The sequence below is a fragment of the Streptomyces sp. CB01249 genome (assembly GCF_001905735.1).
Classification (GTDB): domain Bacteria; phylum Actinomycetota; class Actinomycetes; order Streptomycetales; family Streptomycetaceae; genus Streptomyces.
In genome coordinates this window covers 281,905-300,704 of the sequence record NZ_LISW01000004.1, presented here as the reverse complement: position 1 = coordinate 300,704, position 18,800 = coordinate 281,905, and the positions used below count along the sequence as shown (strand labels likewise).

General features: G+C 72.0%; 19 protein-coding genes and 1 pseudogene. 10 read left to right on the top strand and 10 right to left on the bottom strand.

Features of this window, described 5'->3' with window-relative positions; genetic code table 11:
• Nucleotides 1-136: 136 nt before the first annotated feature.
• The 4 genes from AMK18_RS20975 (at nucleotide 137) to AMK18_RS20960 (ending at nucleotide 3,915) form a co-directional block, all read left to right on the top strand.
• Nucleotides 137-592: a DUF2690 domain-containing protein gene (locus AMK18_RS20975; protein WP_073863908.1), complete on the top strand. Its 456-nt coding sequence runs from the start codon at nucleotides 137-139 to the stop codon at nucleotides 590-592.
• 215 nt (nucleotides 593-807) lie between these two features.
• Nucleotides 808-1,287 (top strand): GNAT family N-acetyltransferase, encoded by a 480-nt coding sequence (locus tag AMK18_RS20970; RefSeq protein WP_198957049.1) that lies wholly within the window; start codon nucleotides 808-810, stop codon nucleotides 1,285-1,287.
• A 36-nt stretch (nucleotides 1,288-1,323) separates the two neighbouring features.
• Complete coding sequence (locus AMK18_RS20965) at nucleotides 1,324-2,094, top strand: DUF4097 family beta strand repeat-containing protein (protein WP_073863906.1); 771 nt, start codon at nucleotides 1,324-1,326, stop codon at nucleotides 2,092-2,094.
• Nucleotides 2,095-2,199: 105 nt separating this feature from the next.
• Nucleotides 2,200-3,915 (top strand): GAF domain-containing SpoIIE family protein phosphatase, encoded by a 1,716-nt coding sequence (locus tag AMK18_RS20960; RefSeq protein WP_073863905.1) that lies wholly within the window; start codon nucleotides 2,200-2,202, stop codon nucleotides 3,913-3,915.
• A gap of 93 nt (nucleotides 3,916-4,008) precedes the next feature.
• Here the strand turns inward: AMK18_RS20960 and AMK18_RS20955 are convergent.
• The 3 genes and pseudogenes from AMK18_RS20955 to AMK18_RS20945 all read right to left on the bottom strand — a co-directional run.
• Nucleotides 4,009-4,473: pseudogene (locus tag AMK18_RS20955) on the bottom strand (NUDIX domain-containing protein); the annotation flags it as partial.
• Nucleotides 4,474-4,567: 94 nt separating this feature from the next.
• Nucleotides 4,568-4,747 carry a DUF397 domain-containing protein gene (locus tag AMK18_RS20950; RefSeq protein WP_073863904.1) on the bottom strand — a complete coding sequence of 60 codons (180 nt, stop codon included), beginning with the start codon at nucleotides 4,745-4,747 and terminating at the stop codon, nucleotides 4,568-4,570.
• A complete protein-coding gene (locus tag AMK18_RS20945) occupies nucleotides 4,744-5,631 on the bottom strand; it encodes a helix-turn-helix domain-containing protein (RefSeq protein ID WP_073863903.1) in 888 nt (295 codons plus the stop codon). Before AMK18_RS20945 ends, AMK18_RS20950 begins: the two co-directional genes overlap by 4 nt.
• 228 nt (nucleotides 5,632-5,859) lie before the next feature.
• Here AMK18_RS20945 and AMK18_RS20940 point away from each other — a divergent pair, with 228 nt between their 5' ends.
• On the top strand, nucleotides 5,860-6,345 hold the full coding sequence (locus AMK18_RS20940) for an ATP-binding protein (protein WP_073863902.1): 486 nt from the start codon (nucleotides 5,860-5,862) through the stop codon (nucleotides 6,343-6,345).
• On the opposite strand, the gene AMK18_RS20935 is transcribed toward AMK18_RS20940, so the two are convergent.
• On the bottom strand, nucleotides 6,300-7,205 hold the full coding sequence (locus AMK18_RS20935; RefSeq protein ID WP_073863901.1) for an NADP-dependent oxidoreductase: 906 nt from the start codon (nucleotides 7,203-7,205) through the stop codon (nucleotides 6,300-6,302). The genes AMK18_RS20940 and AMK18_RS20935 overlap by 46 nt on opposite strands.
• A 70-nt stretch (nucleotides 7,206-7,275) precedes the next feature.
• On the opposite strand from AMK18_RS20935, the gene AMK18_RS20930 reads away from it, so the two are divergent.
• The gene (locus tag AMK18_RS20930; protein WP_073863900.1) at nucleotides 7,276-7,851 is read left to right on the top strand and encodes a TetR/AcrR family transcriptional regulator; all 576 of its coding nucleotides are present in this window, start codon (nucleotides 7,276-7,278) and stop codon (nucleotides 7,849-7,851) included.
• A gap of 170 nt (nucleotides 7,852-8,021) precedes the next feature.
• On the opposite strand, the gene AMK18_RS20920 is transcribed toward AMK18_RS20930, so the two are convergent.
• The gene (locus tag AMK18_RS20920) at nucleotides 8,022-8,984 is read right to left on the bottom strand and encodes a GlxA family transcriptional regulator (protein ID WP_073863899.1); all 963 of its coding nucleotides are present in this window, start codon (nucleotides 8,982-8,984) and stop codon (nucleotides 8,022-8,024) included.
• A 109-nt stretch (nucleotides 8,985-9,093) separates the two neighbouring features.
• Between AMK18_RS20920 and AMK18_RS20915 the strand changes: the two genes are divergently transcribed.
• Nucleotides 9,094-10,050, top strand: a complete 957-nt coding sequence (locus tag AMK18_RS20915) for an NADP-dependent oxidoreductase (RefSeq protein WP_073863898.1) — start codon at nucleotides 9,094-9,096, stop codon at nucleotides 10,048-10,050.
• Between the two features lie 62 nt (nucleotides 10,051-10,112).
• Here the strand turns inward: AMK18_RS20915 and AMK18_RS20910 are convergent, their stop codons facing one another.
• From AMK18_RS20910 to pdhA, 4 genes are all read right to left on the bottom strand, one after another.
• Nucleotides 10,113-10,766, bottom strand: a complete 654-nt coding sequence (locus AMK18_RS20910; protein ID WP_073863897.1) for a DUF4232 domain-containing protein — start codon at nucleotides 10,764-10,766, stop codon at nucleotides 10,113-10,115.
• A gap of 153 nt (nucleotides 10,767-10,919) precedes the next feature.
• Complete coding sequence (locus AMK18_RS20905) at nucleotides 10,920-12,326, bottom strand: dihydrolipoamide acetyltransferase family protein (RefSeq protein ID WP_073863896.1); 1,407 nt, start codon at nucleotides 12,324-12,326, stop codon at nucleotides 10,920-10,922.
• Between the two features lie 10 nt (nucleotides 12,327-12,336).
• Complete coding sequence (locus tag AMK18_RS20900; RefSeq protein ID WP_018101959.1) at nucleotides 12,337-13,317, bottom strand: alpha-ketoacid dehydrogenase subunit beta; 981 nt, start codon at nucleotides 13,315-13,317, stop codon at nucleotides 12,337-12,339.
• A 2-nt stretch (nucleotides 13,318-13,319) separates the two neighbouring features.
• Complete coding sequence (gene pdhA, locus AMK18_RS20895; protein ID WP_018101958.1) at nucleotides 13,320-14,483, bottom strand: pyruvate dehydrogenase (acetyl-transferring) E1 component subunit alpha; 1,164 nt, start codon at nucleotides 14,481-14,483, stop codon at nucleotides 13,320-13,322.
• A gap of 340 nt (nucleotides 14,484-14,823) precedes the next feature.
• On the opposite strand from pdhA, the gene AMK18_RS20890 reads away from it, so the two are divergent.
• The 3 genes from AMK18_RS20890 (at nucleotide 14,824) to AMK18_RS20880 (ending at nucleotide 17,048) form a co-directional block, all read left to right on the top strand.
• Nucleotides 14,824-15,483, top strand: coding sequence for a response regulator (locus AMK18_RS20890; RefSeq protein ID WP_026171370.1), 660 nt, complete (start codon nucleotides 14,824-14,826; stop codon nucleotides 15,481-15,483).
• 74 nt (nucleotides 15,484-15,557) lie between these two features.
• Entirely contained in the window at nucleotides 15,558-15,983 is a 426-nt protein-coding gene (locus AMK18_RS20885; protein ID WP_018101956.1) for a pyridoxamine 5'-phosphate oxidase family protein, read from the top strand.
• Between the two features lie 63 nt (nucleotides 15,984-16,046).
• Nucleotides 16,047-17,048: a phosphotransferase gene (locus AMK18_RS20880; protein WP_073863895.1), complete on the top strand. Its 1,002-nt coding sequence runs from the start codon at nucleotides 16,047-16,049 to the stop codon at nucleotides 17,046-17,048.
• Nucleotides 17,049-17,055: 7 nt separating this feature from the next.
• Here AMK18_RS20880 and AMK18_RS20875 read toward each other — a convergent pair whose 3' ends face one another.
• Nucleotides 17,056-18,756: a protein kinase domain-containing protein gene (locus tag AMK18_RS20875; RefSeq protein WP_073863894.1), complete on the bottom strand. Its 1,701-nt coding sequence runs from the start codon at nucleotides 18,754-18,756 to the stop codon at nucleotides 17,056-17,058.
• Between the last annotated feature and the right edge of the window lie 44 nt (nucleotides 18,757-18,800).

Genomic DNA, 18,800 nt, shown 5'->3' with positions numbered 1-18,800 from the left:
GGACGGGGGACGCGCCGTCCCGGGACACCGTCCCGTCGGGCCCGCCGCGGGACGGGACGGCGAACCGTGGACCGGCCCCCGCCGGCCGTGCCACGGTGCCCCCACATCCACCCCTGCTCCTCCCGGAGGACCGCTCATGCAGCTCGCCCGCACCCTCAAGCACGCGACCGCCGTGGCCGCGGCCGTCGCCGGACTCGCCCTCGGCCTGTCCGGCTCCGCCGACGCGGCCGCGCGGGACGGCGCCGACCCCATGTCGTCCGGCTGTGCCTCGGGGGCGTACACCGCCCGCTCGCAGGCCCTTTACGTGAACGGCGCCCGGGTCGGCACGGTGGAGCTGCGCTACAGCCCGTCGTGCCGGACGGTCTGGGCCCGGGTCTGGTCCGACGGGAACAGCGTCTACGCCAAGGTCGTCCGCGACCAGGACAACGCCTGGGAGTACTGCGGCACCCCGCACTACGACAGCGCGTCCGGCCAGTACTCCTGCTACACCCCGATGCTCAACGACGCCGACTACACCTCGTACGCGGTGGGCGGCGCCTCCGAGAGCTCCGGCCGCGTCGGCAGCGCGCTGGGCTCCACCGGCAGTTACTGATCCGCGGGGCGTGGCGGAACCCTGGCGGCCCTCACCGCAGGCGCGTAACATCCGCTCGACCCAGGCCCCTTGAGCCTCACGGGCCACACGACTCCAAGGGGGACCGGGATGTCAGCGCTTCCCACGATCATCGTCGTCGTGTTTCTGGCCCTGCTGGTCATCTGGATCATCTCGGCGTTCACGGGCGGGCGCGGGGGCCGCAGTTGACACAAGTCGTGCCACTGACGGCGGCGCACGCGGACCAAGTGCTCGCGATCTACGAGGCGGGGATCGCCGAGGGCAACGCCACCTTCGAGACCGAGGCGCCGTCCTGGGCCGCGTTCGACGCCGCGAAGCTGCCCGGGCACCGGTTCGCCGCCCTGGACGGGGCGGGGACCGTGCTGGGCTGGGTCGCGGCCTGCCGGGTCTCGGACCGGTGCGCGTACGCGGGAGTGGTCGAGCACTCCGTCTACGTCCACCCGGACGCCCGCGGCCGGGGGATCGCCTCCGCGCTGCTCACGGCGCTGACGGACTCCACGGACCGGGCCGGGATCTGGACCGTCCAATCCGGCATCTTCCCGGAGAACACCGCCAGCCTGGCCGTGCACCGGCGTGCCGGATTCCGCGTCATCGGCACCCGGGAGCGGATCGGCCGCCACCGCGGCGTCTGGCGGGACGTCGTCCTGGTGGAGCGCCGCAGCCCCGCGATCACCTGACCCCGTAAGCCCCCGTTCCCGGGGCACACGCACCCCATGACCTCATCGTGGAGCGTGGCGAAGGGACGCGTGGCCCTGGCCGGGTGCGCGCTGCTGGTGCTGTCCGCCTGCGGGCACGGTGGCGCGGAGCCTCGGAGCGGGGACTTCCGGGCGGCCTCCCTCGCGGAGGGCGCCCGGCTCGTCGTCACCACCCAGGGCGGTGTGCGGATCGTCGGGACGGACGGGGACCGCGTCGCGGTGGACGGCTCCGTCCTCGCCCACGGGGACGGGGACGGGGATACGTACACGCTCGACCTGCCCTGCGACGAGGGCGACGCGCGCGACGACCGGGCCCGGGACAACTGCGGCGGCATGCCCCTCGTACGCGTCCCCTCCGGCGTCACGCTCACCGTGCGGGCGCGCAACGCCGGGATCGACGTGAGCGGCGTACGGGGCGGGCTGAGCCTCAGCACCGTCAACGGCGACATCACCGTGCAGGACTCCGGCGCGAAAGGCGCGCACCAGCACCTGGTGACCCGGAACGGGTCCGTCCGCGCGACCGGCCTCCGGGGCCTGCGCATCGACGCCGAGACGGTCAACGGCGACGTCGACGTGCGGTGCGCCACCGCTCCGGACACGCTCAGCGGCGCGACCCGCAACGGCTCCGCGCGCGTCACGCTCCCGCCCGGCACACCCCCGTACGCGACCGAGGCGCACACCGTCAACGGTCGCTCGACCTCGGACATCCCGGCCGCCGAGCGCTCCGACCACGCGCACCGCCTGACCCTGCGCACGGTCAACGGCGACACGGAGGTCCGGCGGGGGTAGGGGCCCGGCCGCAGGCCAGGACAGCGCGAACCATCGCCCGTATATTCATAAAATGCGCTTTGTGGACATCGCGCCGTCCCTGCCCGCCCGGCCGGGGGCCATGGGGTGAGGGACCCCGGAAGGCTGGAGGCGCTGCGGCTGGCGGGGCTGACCGCGGCGGCCGATCCCGGCATGGACCGGTTCGCGCGGCTGGTCGCGCGGCTGCTGCGCGTCCCGGTCTCCCTGGTCTCACTGCTGGAGCCCGACCGGCAGGTCTTCCCCGGCATGTTCGGGATGTCCGGCGCCTGGGCGGCCCGGCGCGAGACCCCCCTCAGCCACTCCTTCTGCCAGCACGTCGTCGCGGACGGCGGCCCGCTGGTCCTCAGCGACACCCGGGCGCACCCCCGCACCTGCGCCAGCCTCGCCATCCCGGACCTCCAGGTGATCGCGTACGCCGGTATGCCGCTGACGGACGCCGACGGACACGTCCTCGGCTCGCTCTGCGCGATCGACCACCGGCCGCGGGAGTGGACGGCGGACGAGCTGCACGACCTGGAGGACCTCACCGCCGCCTGCTCGATGGAGCTGCGGCTGAGGATCGCGTCGGAGCTGATCCAGCGGGACCGCGACCACGCCGGTCTGCTGCTGCGCGCCTCGGTCGAGCTCGCCCACGCCCATGATCTGACCGACCTGACCCGCCGCCTGCGCCGCCTGTTCCAGGGGCCCGCCGAGCCCGCGTTCGTGGGTCTGCTGCTGGCCGACGGTCCCGGGCTGTGGCGGGTCATCGACCCGGACGACGTGCGCCCGGTGGAGAGCACCATCGACCGTCTCGACGGGGACGCGCCCTTCCCCAGCGCGCTGGCCATGCGGGAACGGCGCACCGTCTTCGTGCCGGACCGCGCGGCGCTCGTGGCCGGTTTCGGGCCCGAGGCCGTCGCGGGCTACGACTCGCTGGGCCTCCAGTCCGTCCTGTGCGTGCCGCTGCCGAACGGCCACGGCGTGCTGACGTGGTGCTGGTCCCGCCCGCACGTCATGGCGCCGACCGAGGAGGCGGTCCTGACGACCGTGGCCGGATATGTCAGCCAGGCCGTGGAGCGCACCCGCTTCGTCGCGAACCGGCTCAGCACCGCGGAACAGCTTCAGGCCGCGATGCTGACGGAGCTGCCGGACGTGCCCGGCCTGGACATGGCGGCCCTGTACCTGCCCGCCGCCGACCAGGACATGGTGGGCGGCGACTGGTACGACGCGTATCCGCTGCCCGCCGCCCTCATGATCTCGATCGGCGACGTCATCGGCCACGACGTCCGGGCCGCCACCGTGATGAGCCAGATCCGCAGCATGCTGCGCCAGGCGAGCCTGGACGACCCGGCCCGCTCACCCGCCGCCGCCCTGCACGCCATCGACAAGGCGATCGACGTCCTGCCCCTGGGCGTGGGCGCCACGGCGGTGCACGCCCGCCTCGACCGCGACGCCGACCACTGGCGCCTGACCTGGTCCAACGCCGGACACCCCCCGCCGCTCCTCTACACCCCGGGTGCGGGCGTCACCCCCCTGACCGACCACGACCTCCTCCTGCTCGGCCTCCCGGACGCCCCGCCTCGCGAGGACCACACCCGTGCCCTGCCCCCGGGCAGCGTGCTCCTGCTCTACACGGACGGCCTGGTCGAACGCCGCGACGCCGACATCGACACGGCCACCACCCACACGGCCGCGCTCCTGTCCCACCACGCCGACAAGCCCCTCCCCCTCCTCCTCCAGATGCTCTCCACGGGCCTCGCGGAGGTCCCGCAGCGTGACGATGTGGCGGTGCTGGTGGTACGGGTCACGGGGGACGAGCGCTGACACCCGGGCGCGTCCGGGGCGCCGACCCCGTCCCGGCCCGGACACGAGACCGGTGGCACCAATGCGTACCCACGGGGAACCGACGCGCGACAGTCAGCCCAGATACGGCTGCGCGCGGCCTTCCCGGTAATGGCCGAGGCGCAGCCGCTGCGTGTGGTGCATCGGTAGCGCGTCGACATCTACGGGCGCGACGAAGCGCAGTTCGGTCGATTCGTCCGACATTGCCAGCCGTCCACCGGTGACCCGAGCCGTGAAACATACGTTGAACTGCCGCCGCACCTCGCCGTCGCTGTATGCGATGACGTGCTTCGGGTCGGTGTACGTACCGACAAGCCCGGTGATCTCCACATCGAGCCCGGTCCCTTCCCTCACCTCGCGCACCGCCGTGCCGGGCAGCGAGTCGTCCATGTCCATCCCGCCCCCGGGCAGCGCCCACAGGCCGTTGTCGCAAGGGCGCTGAAGAAGGATGCGGCCGGCGTCGTCGGTGATGATCGCAGAGGCGGCGACGACGAGGCTGTTCGGCTTCGGGGCCTTCGGGTCGTCGTAGTACTCCGTACGGCGTGCCTCCCTGAACCGGGCGTGGCAGTGCCCAGGTGAGCAGGATGCCGGTCATGACCTGGACCTGGAGAACAGCGGCCTTTCCGGCCGACCGCTACGGTCGGCGCAGCGCGGCGTGGAAGGCGTCCCACGCGGTGGGCTTGAGTACGAGGACGGGCCCGGCGGCCCGCTTCGAGTCGCGGACGGCGACGGTGCCGGGGATATTGCGGGCGACCTCGACGCAGTCCTTCTCCAGCGTGCTGTAGCTGGACTTGACGAACTGGAACACCTTCACTCGCTCATTCCTTTGCCGATGCTCTGCATAAGTTGCATCGAGTCGTACGGGGCCAGCGCGGAGCGCGACAGGCTGTTGAACATCTCGACGTATACGCTGCTGCGCTCCGCGTCCTCGATCCAGACCTCCGAGCGCGGCGTGTCCATGTGGACCACGTCCATGGCCTCATCCTCGCCGAACGACAGAATGTTGAACGGACCGCCAACACCACTGTGCCCACCGGCGCGGAACGGGAGCACCTGGATATGAACGTTTGACAGTTCAGCCAGTTCACACAGGTGGTTGAGCTGCCGCCTCATGACCTCGGCGCCGCCAACGGCCTGCCGCAGGGCCGCTTCCCAGATCACAGCGTGCATGATCAATGGGTTGTCGCCGTACAGTCGTTGCTGCCGTCGAGCCCGAGTCGAAACCACTGCTTCGACCTGGTCCAAGTCCTCCCAGAGCGAGTCGGCCACACCCATCGCCCTGGTGTACTCAGCCGTCTGAAACAGCCCGGGGATCAGGGCGAGTTGCCATTGCCTGTTGCGAACCGCCACATCTTCCATGGCGATATACGACGCCGCACCCGGGACGAGCCCGTCAGTCCACCAGCCCTTGACCTTCCTACGCTCACGGTCGGTCTTGGCCAGTTCCAGCAGCTGAGCAATGGCGCGCTGGTCCTTGGCCCCGTAGAACGCGCACAGGGCAAGGATGTCCGGGTCCCGCACCGGAACCAGACCGCTTTCGATCTTCACCACCTTGGTCTGGGTGGCGCTCAGCACCTCAGCCGCTTCGCGCTGCGTCTTACCGGCCGCCACGCGCAGCCCCTGCAACTCTCCACCGAGCCGTCGCCCGAGAACGGTCGAGACCCGGTTGCCAGTCGCCCTCTTGCCAGATGCCTGCATATCGACCTCCCGGTGAACGGCACCAGTGTCGCAGCTCGTTGAGCCCGCGCATGCACACGTAACCCGTGTGGGGAATATATTCCCCAGACCCTTGAACCTGGCGCCTCGGCGCCGCTACGTTCAGCCTCGAACCGGTCACACACCGGCACCGCGCCAGCGGAAGCGCACCGCCATGCCCGCAGGGCAACGGCCGGCAATGCCACCGCCCTACCCAGAGAGGCCCCACCCATGACCGCAGCCCGCACGCTTCCCGAGGACAACGCACCGCTCCACGAGGACTGCCTCGACTACACGCCCACCGCCCGCAGCGTCTCGCTCGCCCGTCGACGTGCCGCGCGGCTCGTCAGTGCATGGGGGCACGCCGACCGCGCCGGGGAAGTCGCTCTCCTCGTCTCCGAGTTGGCCACCAACGCGCTCATCCACGGCAGCCTGCGGGGGCGGCTCATCCGGGTGCGGGTCGCCCTCACCGGTGCCGGCCTCCGCGTGGAGGTCACCGACCCCCGGGGCGAGCGGCTGCCCGGGATTCGGGAGGCCGGCGGCGACGAGTGCTACGGGCGCGGGCTCGTCCTCGTGGACGCGGTCGCCGACCGATGGGGCGTCGAGCCCCACACCGTCGGGAAGACCGTGTTCGCCGAACTCGCCCTGCGGGCACCAGAGAAGCCCTCCGGTCAGGCGGCGGGCCGGACGACGATGACTCGCCGCCCACGCGTGTGACCCGCCCGGCTGTCCGCGTGCGCCTGCGCCGCCTCCGCAAGGGCGTACGACTTCTCGACCGGGATGTGGAGCCTCCCCCGCTCGATGAGGTCAACCGCCTCCGCGAGGGCGTCCGGGACGCTGCCGGCCACGCCGGAGAAGCGGACGCCGAATTCCGGGGCGCCGAGGTCCGCGATGGTGATCACCTTGCCCGGATCGCCCGTCAGCGCGACGAGTTCGGGGATCACGCCCGAGCCGGCCAGATCGAGCGCCGCGTCGACCCGGCCGAGCCGCCGCACCCGCTCGACCCAGCCGTCGCCGTACGTCGTGGCGAACGCGCCCAGCCCGCGCAGGTAGTCCTGGTTCGCGGCGCCGCCCGTGCCGATCACCGCGATGCCCCGGTCCCGGGCGATCTGGAGCACCGCCGACCCGACGCCCCCGGACGCCCCGCTCACCAGCAGCGTCTCGCCCGCCCGTACGCCGACCTGGTCGATGACGCGCAGGGCGGTCTCCACCACGGAGGGATACCCGGCCGCCTCCTCGAACGTCAGCCCCTCGGGCATCCGGGCCCAGGCCGACAGCACGGCGAACTCGGCGTAGGTGTCGACCCCTTCGCCGAACACGCGGTCGCCGATCGCCGCGCCCTCGACACCCTCACCCACCTCGTCCACGATCCCGGCGGCATCCAGCCCGACGCCGGAGGGCAGCACGGTCGGATGGGCGCCCAGGACCTGGCCCTCGCGGACCCTCCAGTCGACGGGGTTCACCCCTGCCGCCCGCACGGCGATACGTATCCGGCCGGGGCCCGCGTGGGGCTCCTCGGCGTCGATGAGGCGCAGGACATCGGGGCCGCCGAACTCGGCGAAGCTCACTTTCTTCATGCCGGGCAACATAACACTAACGGTTAGCGTTTTGAAACGGTTACGGATACGTACCTGCTAGCGTGAGCGCATGACCGTGCAGTCCGGGCGCCGCGAGCGCAAGAAGGCCGCGACCCGCCAGAAGATCGCCGACACCGCCCTGCGGCTCTTCCTGGAACGCGGATACGAGGCGGTGGGCATCCGGGAGATCGCCGCCGAGGCGGACGTGGCCGTCACCACGCTCTTCTCCCACTTCGCCTCCAAAGAGGCCCTCGTGTTCGAGCAGGACGCCGACTTCGAGCACCGGCTCGCGCAGGCGGTCTCCGGCCGCACGCCGGACGAACCGCTCATGCCCGCGCTGCGCCGCGAGATCCACGCGATGGTCCGGCACTGCACGGCGGACGGCGCCGCCCCCCTCTGGCGCATGATCGACGGATCGACCTCCCTGCGGGAGTACGAGGAGTCGATGAGGCTGCGGCACGCGGAGTCGCTGGCGACGGCCATCGCCGCCGACCCCGGGCTGTCCCGGACCCCGACGGTCTGCCGGACGATCGCCAGGTTCGTGGTCGACGCGCACGCTCTGGCCCGCGAGGCGGCCGATCCGGAAGCCGCGGTGGACGAGATCTTCGGGATGATCGAGGCCGCCTGGGAGTCCACGGGGTCCTGAAGGCCCTAGGGCCTGTCCGGCGGATCAGGGTCGGGTAGGGCGCGGCGTCTGGTGCGGTGCATCGCAAGGCGCCGGAGCGTCCTAATAGCGGAGCTATTCGGGCGTTTCGGCAACGCGGCGAGGTGCCGTGCCAGGCGTCGCGACCCCGGCCATGATCCGCCGGACAGGCCCTACCCCGCCGGGCGGAACGTGCGGCGGTACGCCTGGGGCGTGACGCCGAGCGCCGCGTGGAGGTGCTGCCGCAGCGAGACGCCGGTGCCGAAGCCGGACCGGGTCGCGACCCGGTCGACGGGCCAGTCGGTGGTTTCCAGCAGGTGGCGGGCCAGGTCGACGCGCTGGCGGACGAGCCAGCGGCCGGGGCTGGTGCCGACCTCGTCGCGGAAGCGGCGGGTGAAGGTGCGCACGCTGACGCGGGCGTGCGCGGCCATGTCCGCCAGGGTGACCGGCTCGGCGAGGCGGTCCATGACCCACGCCTGGGTGGGGGCGGTGCCGGTGGCGGCGGGGTCGGGGACGGGGCGCCGGATGTACTGCGCCTGGCCGCCGTCGCGCCAGGGCGGGACGACGCAGGAGCGGGCCACCTCGTTGGCGATCTCGCTGCCGTGGTCGCGGCGGACGATGTGCAGGCAGAGGTCGATCCCGGCGGCGACCCCGGCGGAGGTCAGGACGTCGCCGTCGTCCACGAAGAGGACGTCGGGGTCGATGCGCGCGGTGGTGAACATGCGCTGGAGGCGCCCGGCTTCGCGCCAGTGCGTGGTGGCGGGGCGCCCGTCGAGCAGCCCGGCGGCGGCCAGGACGTACGTGCCGGTGCAGATCGCCACGATCCGGGTGCCGGGGCGGATCGCGTCCAGCGCCTCGCGCAGGGGGCCGGGCAGGCGGCCCTCGTCGCGGACGGGACCCAGCCTGTGCGAGGGCGGGACGACGACCGTGTCGACGGTGGCCAGCAACGACGCGTCGTGGGAGACGGTGAGCCGGTAGTCGGCCTCGGTGCGGACGGGCGCACCGTCCACGCTGCACGTGGTCACGGAGTAGAGTGGGTCACCCGCGGCATCGCGCGCGGCGCCGAAGATCCGCGCGGGGATGCCGAGTTCGAAGGGAACGACACCGTCCAGGGCCAGTACGCCGACATGATGCATGGCCCGATCCTTTCACTGCCTGACCATCGGGCCACTACGGGACGGCCGCCCGCCCGGACAGGCTGGGGACACGCACCGCGTACCCCAACCGAAAGGAAGGTGTGCCCTCATGGACCAGGCCACCATGCGTGCCCTCACCCAGGACACCGCCGGTTCACCCGACGTACTCAGGCTCGTGGAGACCCCGCGTCCGCGCCCGGACAGGGGCGAGATCCTGGTCCGGGTGCACGCGGCGGGCGTGAATCCGGCGGACTGGAAGACCCGCGAGCGGGGCGTGTTCGCCGACGGCACCGCGCTCCCGTTCACGCTGGGCTTCGACGTCTCCGGGGTGGTCGAGGCGGTCGGCGACGGCGTGACGCTCTTCCGGCCCGGCGACGCGGTGTTCGGGATGCCGCGCTTCCCGCACCCGGCGGGCGCCTATGCCGAATACGTCGCCGCCCCGGCCCGGCAATTCGCCCCGAGGCCCCGGGGCCTCGGCCACATCGAGGCCGGTGCCCTGCCGCTCGCCGCGCTCACCGCGTGGCAGGCGCTGGTGGACACCGCGCGCGTCCGGCCCGGCGACCGGGTCCTGATCCACGCGGCGGCCGGGGGCGTCGGCCATCTGGCCGTGCAGATCGCCAAGGCCCGGGGCGCGTACGTCATCGGCACGGCCGGCGCCGCCAAGCACGAGCTGCTGCGCTCACTGGGGGCCGACGAGCTGATCGACTACCGCACCCGGGACTTTGCCGAGACCGTCCGGGACGTCGATGTCGTCGTGGACGGCATCGGCGGCCCGAGCTGGGCGAGGTCCCTGCGGACGCTGCGGCCGGGCGGCACGCTGGTCTCGCTGCTGCCGCCCGACGACGCCTTCCCCGCCGAGGAGGCCGAAGCGGTCGGCGTACGGGCGGTGTTCATGCTGGTCGAGCCGGACCACGCGGGGCTGCGCGCGATCGCGTCGCTGGTGGAGGACGGAGATCTGCGCGTGATCGTGGACGAGGTCTTCCCGCTCGAAGAGGCGGCCAAGGCCCACGCCCACGGGGAAACCGGCCGCACCACGGGCAAGATCGTCCTCTCGGTCGCCCCCTGAGCCCTGCCGACGGCCCCCGGGCGCCGGCCTCCGGGCGCCGGCCTCCGCGCGAAGCGTACGGCTCAGCCGCCCTGGCCCGCGCTGCCGATCGGGCCGACCCGCACGGGCTCGCCGGAGCCGTCCGTGACGGGCAGCGAGGGCTTGCCCGGCCAGGGCAGGGTGACCGACTTCGTCTCGTTGGGCGGGGTCACCACCAGGTTGGTGATGCGGACGCCGGTGCCGCCCGTCTCGTTGAGCGGGTAGGTGACGGAGAAGGCGATCGTCTTCCCGTTCTTGAGGACGTACGGGTCTCCGGGCTCCCCCTTGCGCTCGGCGGACAGCGTGCCCTCGTTGGTCTTCAGGTCGACGCCCGCGAACCCCGCGATCACGCAGTCCCGGCCGCTGGTGTTCTTCATCTCCACCGCGACGGTCCCCTGCGGGTCGCCGTCGATGAAGTTGTCGATCGCCGTGATCTTCAACCCGTCGGTGCGGCACTTGCCGGACGTGCTCTGCTCGCCGGTCCCGGCCCCGGCGGTGGTGTCCTTTCCACCCGAACTCGCCTCGGGGGAAGCCGCGTCCGAACCGTCCGAGCCCGCACCGCCGGCGGACGGGGAGGTGGTCGCCACGGACGACGGGTCGGTCGTCGCCGCGGTGTCGTCGCCGTCGTTCTGGCAGGCCGTGAGCGAGAGGCCCGCGGCGACGACCAGGGCGGCGAGGGTGATCTTGTGGGCGCGCATCGTTTCGTCCTCGGTTTCCGTTGAGCGAACGGTTCTGATCAGCAAGAACCGTCCGGGACGGGGGTGCGTTGCGCCCAACCGGTGTCTCATACACCCTTGTTACAAAGCAGAGGGGCCCGCGCGAATCTCGCGCGGGCCCCTCGTAACGGGCAACTACGCCCAGGTGATCAGCCGCTTCGGCTGCTCCAGGATCGCGGCGATGTCCGCCAGGAACTTGGAGCCCAGCTCGCCGTCGATCAGCCGGTGGTCGAACGACAGGGCCAGCGTGGTCACCTGACGGGGCTTCACCTTGCCCTTGTGGACCCACGGCTGGAGCTTGATCGCGCCGACCGCGAGGATCGCGGACTCGCCCGGGTTCAGGATCGGCGTACCGGTGTCGACGCCGAAGACGCCCACGTTGGTGATGGTCACCGTGCCGCCCGCCATCGCGGCCGGGGACGTCTTGCCGTCCCTGGCCGTGGCGACCAGCTCGCCCAGGGACGCGGCCAGCTGCGGCAGCGTCTGGTCGTGGGCGTCCTTGATGTTCGGGACGATCAGGCCGCGCGGAGTGGCGGCGGCGATGCCCAGGTTCACGTAGTGCTTCTGGACGATCTCCTGGTTCGCCTCGTCCCAGACCGCGTTGACCCCGGGGTTCCGCTTGATCGCGACCAGGAGGGCCTTGGCGATGACGAGGAGCGGATTGACCCGCACCCCCGCCATGTCCTTGTCCTCCTTGAGCTCCGCCACGAGCTTCATCGTGCGCGTGACGTCGACGGTCACGAACTCGGTGACGTGCGGGGCGGTGAACGCGCTGCCCACCATGGCCTGCGCGATGGCCTTGCGGACGCCCTTGACCGGGATACGCGTCTCGCGGGCGCCCTGCTGTACAGGAACCTCCGCTTCCGCGACCACGGGCGCCACGGACGGCGCCGAAGGAGCCACGGGCTCCGAAGGCGTCGCCGCCGCGTGCACGTCCTCGCGCGTGATGACACCGCCGACGCCGGTCGGGGTGACCGTCGCCAGGTCGATGCCCAGGTCCTTCGCGAGCTTGCGGACCGGCGGCTTGGCCAGCGGACGGGCCTCCGGAACCGCCGCCGTGCCCTGGCCGTTGAGCTCGGCCTGGACGGCGGCGGGGGCGGCCGCCGGGGGCGCGGTCTCGGCGCCCTTGCGGGCCCGGCGCTTCGTGGAGGACTCGGCCACGCCGTAGCCCACCAGCACGGGCTGACGACCCTTCGGCTCCTCGGGAGCGGCCTCGGGGGCCGGGGCCGGGGCGGCGGCGGGCTCCTCGGCAACGGGGTCACCCGAACCCGGCGCCACGTCCACCGCGATGATCACCTGGCCCACGTCGACCGTGGTGCCCTCGGGGAAGCGCAGTTCGTGGACGACGCCGTCGAACGGGATCGGCAGCTCGACGGCGGCCTTCGCGGTCTCGACCTCGCAGACGACCTGGCCGTCCGTGACGGTGTCGCCGGGCTGGACGTACCACTTGAGGATCTCGGCCTCGGTCAGTCCCTCGCCCACGTCGGGCATCTTGAACTCACGGAAGCGAGCAGCGTTGGAAGTGTCGGTCATCGTGGTCACGCTCCTCTCCTCAGTACGCCAGCGAGCGGTCGACGGCGTCGAGCACCCGGTCCAGACCCGGCAGGTACTCCTCCTCCAGCCGCGCCGGCGGGTACGGGGCGTGGTAGCCGCCGACCCGCAGCACGGGCGCCTCCAGGTGGTAGAAGCACCGCTCCGTGATGCGAGCGGCGATCTCGGCCCCGGAGCCGTAGAAGACGGGCGCCTCGTGGACGACGACCAGGCGGCGGGTCTTCTCGACGGACGCCTGGATGGTGTCGAAGTCGATCGGGGACATCGAGCGCAGGTCCACGACCTCGACCGACTTGCCCTCCTCCTGGGCGGCCGCGGCGGCCTCCAGGCAGACCTTCACCATCGGGCCGTACGCGGCGAGCGTGAGGTCCGTGCCGGTGCGGGCGACGGCCGCCGCGTGCAGCGCGCCCGGGATGGACTCGGTGTCGACCTCGCCCTTGTCCCAGTAGCGCCGCTTCGGCTCGAAGAAGATGACCGGGTCGTCGCTCTGGACGGCCTGCTGCATCATCCAGTACGCGTCGGACGCGTTGGACGGGGAGACCACCTTCAACCCCGCGACGTGCGCGAACAGCGCCTCGGGGGACTCGCTGTGGTGCTCGACGGCACCGATGCCACCGCCGTACGGGATGCGCACGACGACGGGGAGCTTGATCTTGCCGAGCGCGCGGGCGTGCATCTTCGCGAGCTGCGTGACGATCTGGTCGTACGCGGGGAAGACGAAGCCGTCGAACTGGATCTCCACGACGGGCCGGTAGCCGCGCAGAGCGAGGCCGATCGCCGTCCCGACGATGCCGGACTCGGCGAGCGGGGTGTCGATGACGCGGTCCTCGCCGAAGTCCTTCTGCAGGCCGTCGGTGATCCGGAAGACGCCGCCGAGCTTGCCGACGTCCTCACCCATGATGAGGACCTTCGGGTCGGTGTCGAGGGCCTTGCGCAGCGACTCGTTGAGCGCCTTGGCGAGGGACATCTTTTCCACGGCCATGGTTACTTGCCCTCCTCGGCGAACGAAGCCTGGTAGGCGGCGAACTCGGCGCGCTCCTCGTCGACGAGCGGGTTCCCGTCGGCATAGGCGTGGTCGAAGATCGCCATCCGGTCCGGGTCGGGCATCGCCCGTACGGCCTCGCGGACGCGCTTGCCGAGGGCCTCGCTCTCCTCGTCGAGGGCGGTGAAGAACGCCTCGTCGGCCGCGTTCTCCTTCTCCAGGTACGTGCGCAGGCGCAGGATCGGGTCCTTCGCCTCCCAGGACGCGCGCTCCTCGTCGGCCCGGTACTTCGTCGGGTCGTCCGATGTGGTGTGCGCGCCCATGCGGTACGTGAACGCCTCGACCAGGGTCGGGCCCTCGCCGCGCCGGGCCCGCTCCAGGGCGGAGCGCGTGACGGCCAGGCAGGCCAGGACGTCGTTGCCGTCGACCCGGACGCCGGGGAAGCCGAAGCCCTGGGCGCGCTGGTAGAGCGGCACCCGGGTCTGCTTCTCGGTGGGCTCGGAGATCGCCCACTGGTTGTTCTGGCAGAAGAAGACGACCGGGGCGTTGTAGACGGCGGAGAAGGTGAACGCCTCCGCGACGTCGCCCTGGCTGGAGGCGCCGTCGCCGAAGTACGCGATCACGGCCGAGTCCGCGCCGTCCTTGGCCACGCCCATGGCGTAACCCGTGGCGTGCAGGGTCTGCGAGCCGATGACGATCGTGTACAGGTGGAAGTTGTTGGTGTTCGGGTCCCAGCCGCCGTGGTTCACACCGCGGAACATCCCGAGCAGATTGGTCGGGTCGACGCCCCGGCACCACGCCACACCGTGCTCGCGGTAGGTCGGGAAGACGTAGTCGTCGTCGCGCAGGGCCCGGCCGGAACCGATCTGCGCGGCTTCCTGGCCCAGCAGCGAGGCCCACAGGCCCAGCTCGCCCTGGCGCTGGAGGGCGGTGGCCTCGGCGTCGAAGCGGCGGGTGAGGACCATGTCCCGGTACAGGGCGCGCAGCTCGTCCGCGCTCAGGTCGATCGAGTAGTCCGGGTGCTCGACCCGCTCGCCCTCGGGCGTCAGCAGCTGTACGAGCTCGGGCGTCGAACCCTCCGGCGTCTTCGCGGGCGTTTTCGCGGCGCTGGTCCGCTTGCTGCTGCGTCGCGGTTTACGCGCGGCAGCAGTGCTCTCCACGGTCACGTGCGTGCTCCTCCGTCGGTCCGGCCCCCGGGGTCTGCCGGGAGACCAGTGCGGCTCGCCTGTGTCCGTACCCGTGCACGGGGTGGGTGCCGCTCGGTCCGGGAAACAGGCGTGACAGGTGCCCCGGCGAGCGCCCTGTCCAAGGCACGTTACCCAGTGCGTCCCGTAACTGCGAAACCCTCCCTGACCTGCGATTTTGCTTGGATATCCAAGTAAATCGAGGAATTCGGGAAGCCTCGCTGGTCACAGCACTGATCACAGCCTCGCAGGCCGCCGGAACAACGGCACGTTATCCCGCCCGGCAGCGGCAGGGAAGGGGTGAGTGTGTGAGACTGCGATTGTGCGCGAAAAAGGAAAAATCACCGTTTTTCTGCTCGACGATCACGAAGTCGTCCGGCGCGGGGTCCATGAGCTGCTCTCGATGGAGGAAGACATCGAGGTGGTCGGCGAGGCCGGTACGGCGGCCGACGCGCTGGTGCGGATTCCGGCGGTCCGCCCCGACGTGGCCGTGCTCGACGTACGGCTGCCGGACGGCAGCGGGGTCGAGGTGTGCCGGGAGATCCGGTCCCAGGACGAGTCCATCCACTGCCTGATGCTCACCTCGTACGCCGACGACGAGGCACTGTTCGACGCGATCATGGCGGGCGCCTCGGGCTATGTCCTCAAGGCGATCCGGGGCAACGAACTGCTGGCGGCGGTACGGGACGTGGCGGAGGGCAAGTCGCTGCTGGACCCGGTCGCGACCGCGCGCGTGCTGGAGCGGCTGCGCGACGGGAAGCGCGGGCGCGACGACGAGAAGCTGGCGAACCTCACGGACCAGGAGCGCAAGATCCTGGACCTGATCGGCGAGGGGCTGACCAACCGGGTGATCGGCGAACGGCTGCACCTCGCCGAGAAGACGATCAAGAACTACGTGTCCAGCCTGCTGTCCAAGCTGGGCATGGAACGCCGCTCGCAGGCCGCCGCCTACGTGGCCCGGCTCCAGGCCGAGAAGCGCTGAGGGACTTTGGTCCCGGGGAAACGGGGGCCCCGGCCTCTTATTCCGCCCACATGCCCTGGCCGACAGTGGAAGGCATGTCCACCGAGGAACTCCACGCGATCGACCTGCTCGGCCGGGTCCCCTACGGCCGGCTGGCGACCAGCATGCGCGCCCTCCCGATGCTGACCGTGGCCCGGCACATCGTCATCGACGGGCGCGTCGTGCTGCGCATGCACAGCGGGCTCGGCCACCACGGCGCCTGCGACGGCGCGGTCGTGGCCTATGGAGCGGACAACTTCAACACTGCCCCGGTGGGCACCGAGGACCTGTGGTCCGTGCAGTTCACCGGGCCCGCGCGGGTCGTGGAGCCGACCCCCGCCCAGCGCGAGCGCTTCGGCCCCGCGCCCGTCGAGGTCAACGGCGAGCCGTTCGCCCCCTCGTACCTCTGGCTCGAACCTCACTTCGTCACGGTGCACACTCTGGACTTCCACGCAAGCCGGCAGATCCGCAACGCAGCGTGATCTAACATCTGACGCGTGTCGCGCTCATCTGTCGCCTCCCCGCCGGTTCCGCCGGTCGGCGAGGTGCTTCGCCGCTACCCGGGCGCCGGGGCGCCGCTCAGCTGCACCCCGCTCTCCCAGGGCCTGCTCAACCACGGTTACCGGGTGTCCACCACGCGGGGCTCGTACTTCCTCAAACATCACTCGGACGACACCACCCGCGAGCGCGCCACCATCGTCCGCCAGCACCGCGCGACCCGGCGCCTCCAGTTACTCGGAGTGCCCGTCGCCCCGCCCGTCCGGGACCGCGACGGCGGGACCGTCACCGAGATCGCCGGCCGCTGCTACGCCCTCCACCCCTGGGTCGACGGCCTCCACCGGGGCGGCGCCCAGCTCACCCTCGCCCAGTCGACACGTCTCGGGACGCTCCTCGGAGCCGTACACACCGGTCTTGAGCAGGTCATGGGCTCCGAACGCGATACGGGGACCGGCGGCGGGCATCCGCCCGGTTACGCGAGCCCCGAGGCGGCCGACACCTTCGCGCTGATCGGCGATCTGCTCGCCGCCGCGCGCGGACGCGCCGGCCGGGACGCCTTCGACGAGCTCGCCGAGCACCGGCTGCGCGAGCGGCGCACCCTGCTGGAACGGTACGCCGACCGCCGCCCGCCCGACCCGGGTGCGCCCGCGACCGGCTGGGTGCACGGCGACTTCCACCCGCTGAACGTGCTCTACCGGGGCGCCGACCCGGTCGCGATCCTGGACTGGGACCGGCTGGCCGTCCAGCCCCGGGCGGAGGAGGCGGTCCGGGCGGCCGCGATCTTCTTCGTGCAGCCGGCCGGCGCGCTGGACCTGGCGAAGGTACGCGCCTACGCCCGGGCCTACCGGCGGGCGGCCGGGGCGGACCCGGCGGAGCTGGCGGCGGCGGTGCACCGGGTCTGGTGGGAGCGGCTCAACGACTTCTGGATACTGCGCTGGCGCTACTGCCTGGACGACCGCAGGGCCGACCCGCAGTTCCCCGCGGTGTCGGCCCTGGCGGTCTGGTGGACCCGTGAGTACGAGGCGGTGCGCGCGGCCTTCACGGGGTGAGGAGGGCTCAGTTGCCGGTGCCCGTACCCGCCGTGCCCGCCGTCGTTCCGGCGGTCGTGCCCGCCGCGGCACCGCCCGGGGCGCCCTCCGAACCCTCGGCCGCGCCTTCGCTGGCCCCGGCGTCGGTGCCCTCGCTGGTACCCGCGTTGCCGCCCTCGCTGGTGCCGGTGTTGCCGCCCTCGGTGGTCGTACCGGTGTCGCCGGTGTTGCCCGAACCGCCGTTGCCGGAACCGTTGCTGCCGTTTCCGCCGGAGCCGTTGCCGCCGTTACCGCCGTCCGCGCCGCCGTTGTCCGATCCGCCCGTGCCCGGCTGGGGCGAGGAGGCGCTCGGGGACTCCGCGGTCTCGCTCGGCGTGGGCGACGGCGACCAGGTGTCGTCGTCCCAGCCGCCGCCGGTGCTGTCGCCCGGCTGCTGGGTGTTGTCCTCGGTGTCGTCGGGCGTCGGGGTGGGCGAATCCTCCGTCGGCGTCGGCGAAGTGGAGGTCTCCGTGGGCTGCTTCTCGTGCTTCTGGCCGCTCCCGTTCGCCGCGTTGAGCGCGATGGCCACGCCCGCGCCGATCGCGATCAGGGCGAGCACGACGAACAGCCACAGCTTGCCGCGGCCGCCGCCCTGCCGGGTGCTGCCGCCGTCGTAACCCCCGTCGTCCGGGTTCATCGGCGGCAGGATCGGCGCCTGCGAGGTGTCCCCGTGCTGCGGGTAGCCGCCCATGGCGCGGGTGGCGCCGGTCATGCCGCCGGGCGGGGTGCCCGCGCCCTCGTTCAGGACGACCGGGCCGGTGTTCCACGTACCGGTGTGGCCGCCCTGCACCTGGAGCATCTGCAGGCCGTACTGGACCAGGCCGCGCATCTCCTCGGCGCTCTGGAAGCGGTCGTCCGGGTCCTTCGCCAGCGAGCGCATGACGAGCCCGTCCAGCTCCGGCGGCACCGAGTCCAGGATGTTCGACGGCGGGACCGGGGTGTCCTGCACGTGCTGGTACACCACGGACAGCGGCGTCTCACCCGTGAACGGGGGCCGCAGCGCCAGCAGTTCGTACAGCAGGCAGCCGGTGGCGTACAGGTCGGAGCGGTGGTCGACGGCCTTGCCGAGCGCCTGCTCGGGGGAGAGGTACTGCGGCGTGCCCATGACCATGCCGGTCTGCGTCATCGTGGACTGCGCGCCGTGCAGCGCGCGGGCGATGCCGAAGTCCATCACCTTGACCGCGCCGGAGTTGGTGATGATCACGTTGGCGGGCTTGATGTCGCGGTGCACGATGCCGTGCTGGTGCGAGTAGGCCAGCGCCTCCAGGACCCCGGAGACGATGATCAGCGCCTGCTCCGGCGGCGGGGCCTCGGCGCTGATCAGCAGGTCGCGGATGGTGCGGCCCTCGACCAGCTCCATCACGATGTACGGGACGGTCTGCCCGGCGACGGTGTCCTCGCCGGAGTCGTACACGGCGACGACCGCGTGGTGGTTGAGCCCGGCGACCGACTGCGCCTCGCGCGTGAAGCGGGCCTTGGAGACCGGGTCCTCGGCGAGGTCGGAGCGCAGCAGCTTCACCGCGACCGTGCGCCCGAGCCGGACGTCCTCCGCCGCGAACACCTCGGCCATGCCGCCCCGGCCGAGCCGGTGGGTCAGCCGGTAGCGTCCGTCGCCGACGACCCCGCCGATGCCCCAGGAATCGGTGCCATCCGGAACGCCGCCGCCGTTTGCTTCGGGTTCGGGTGCCATCAGTCCTCGCCGTCGTATCTGTCCGCGTCCGTCCGCGCGTCCGC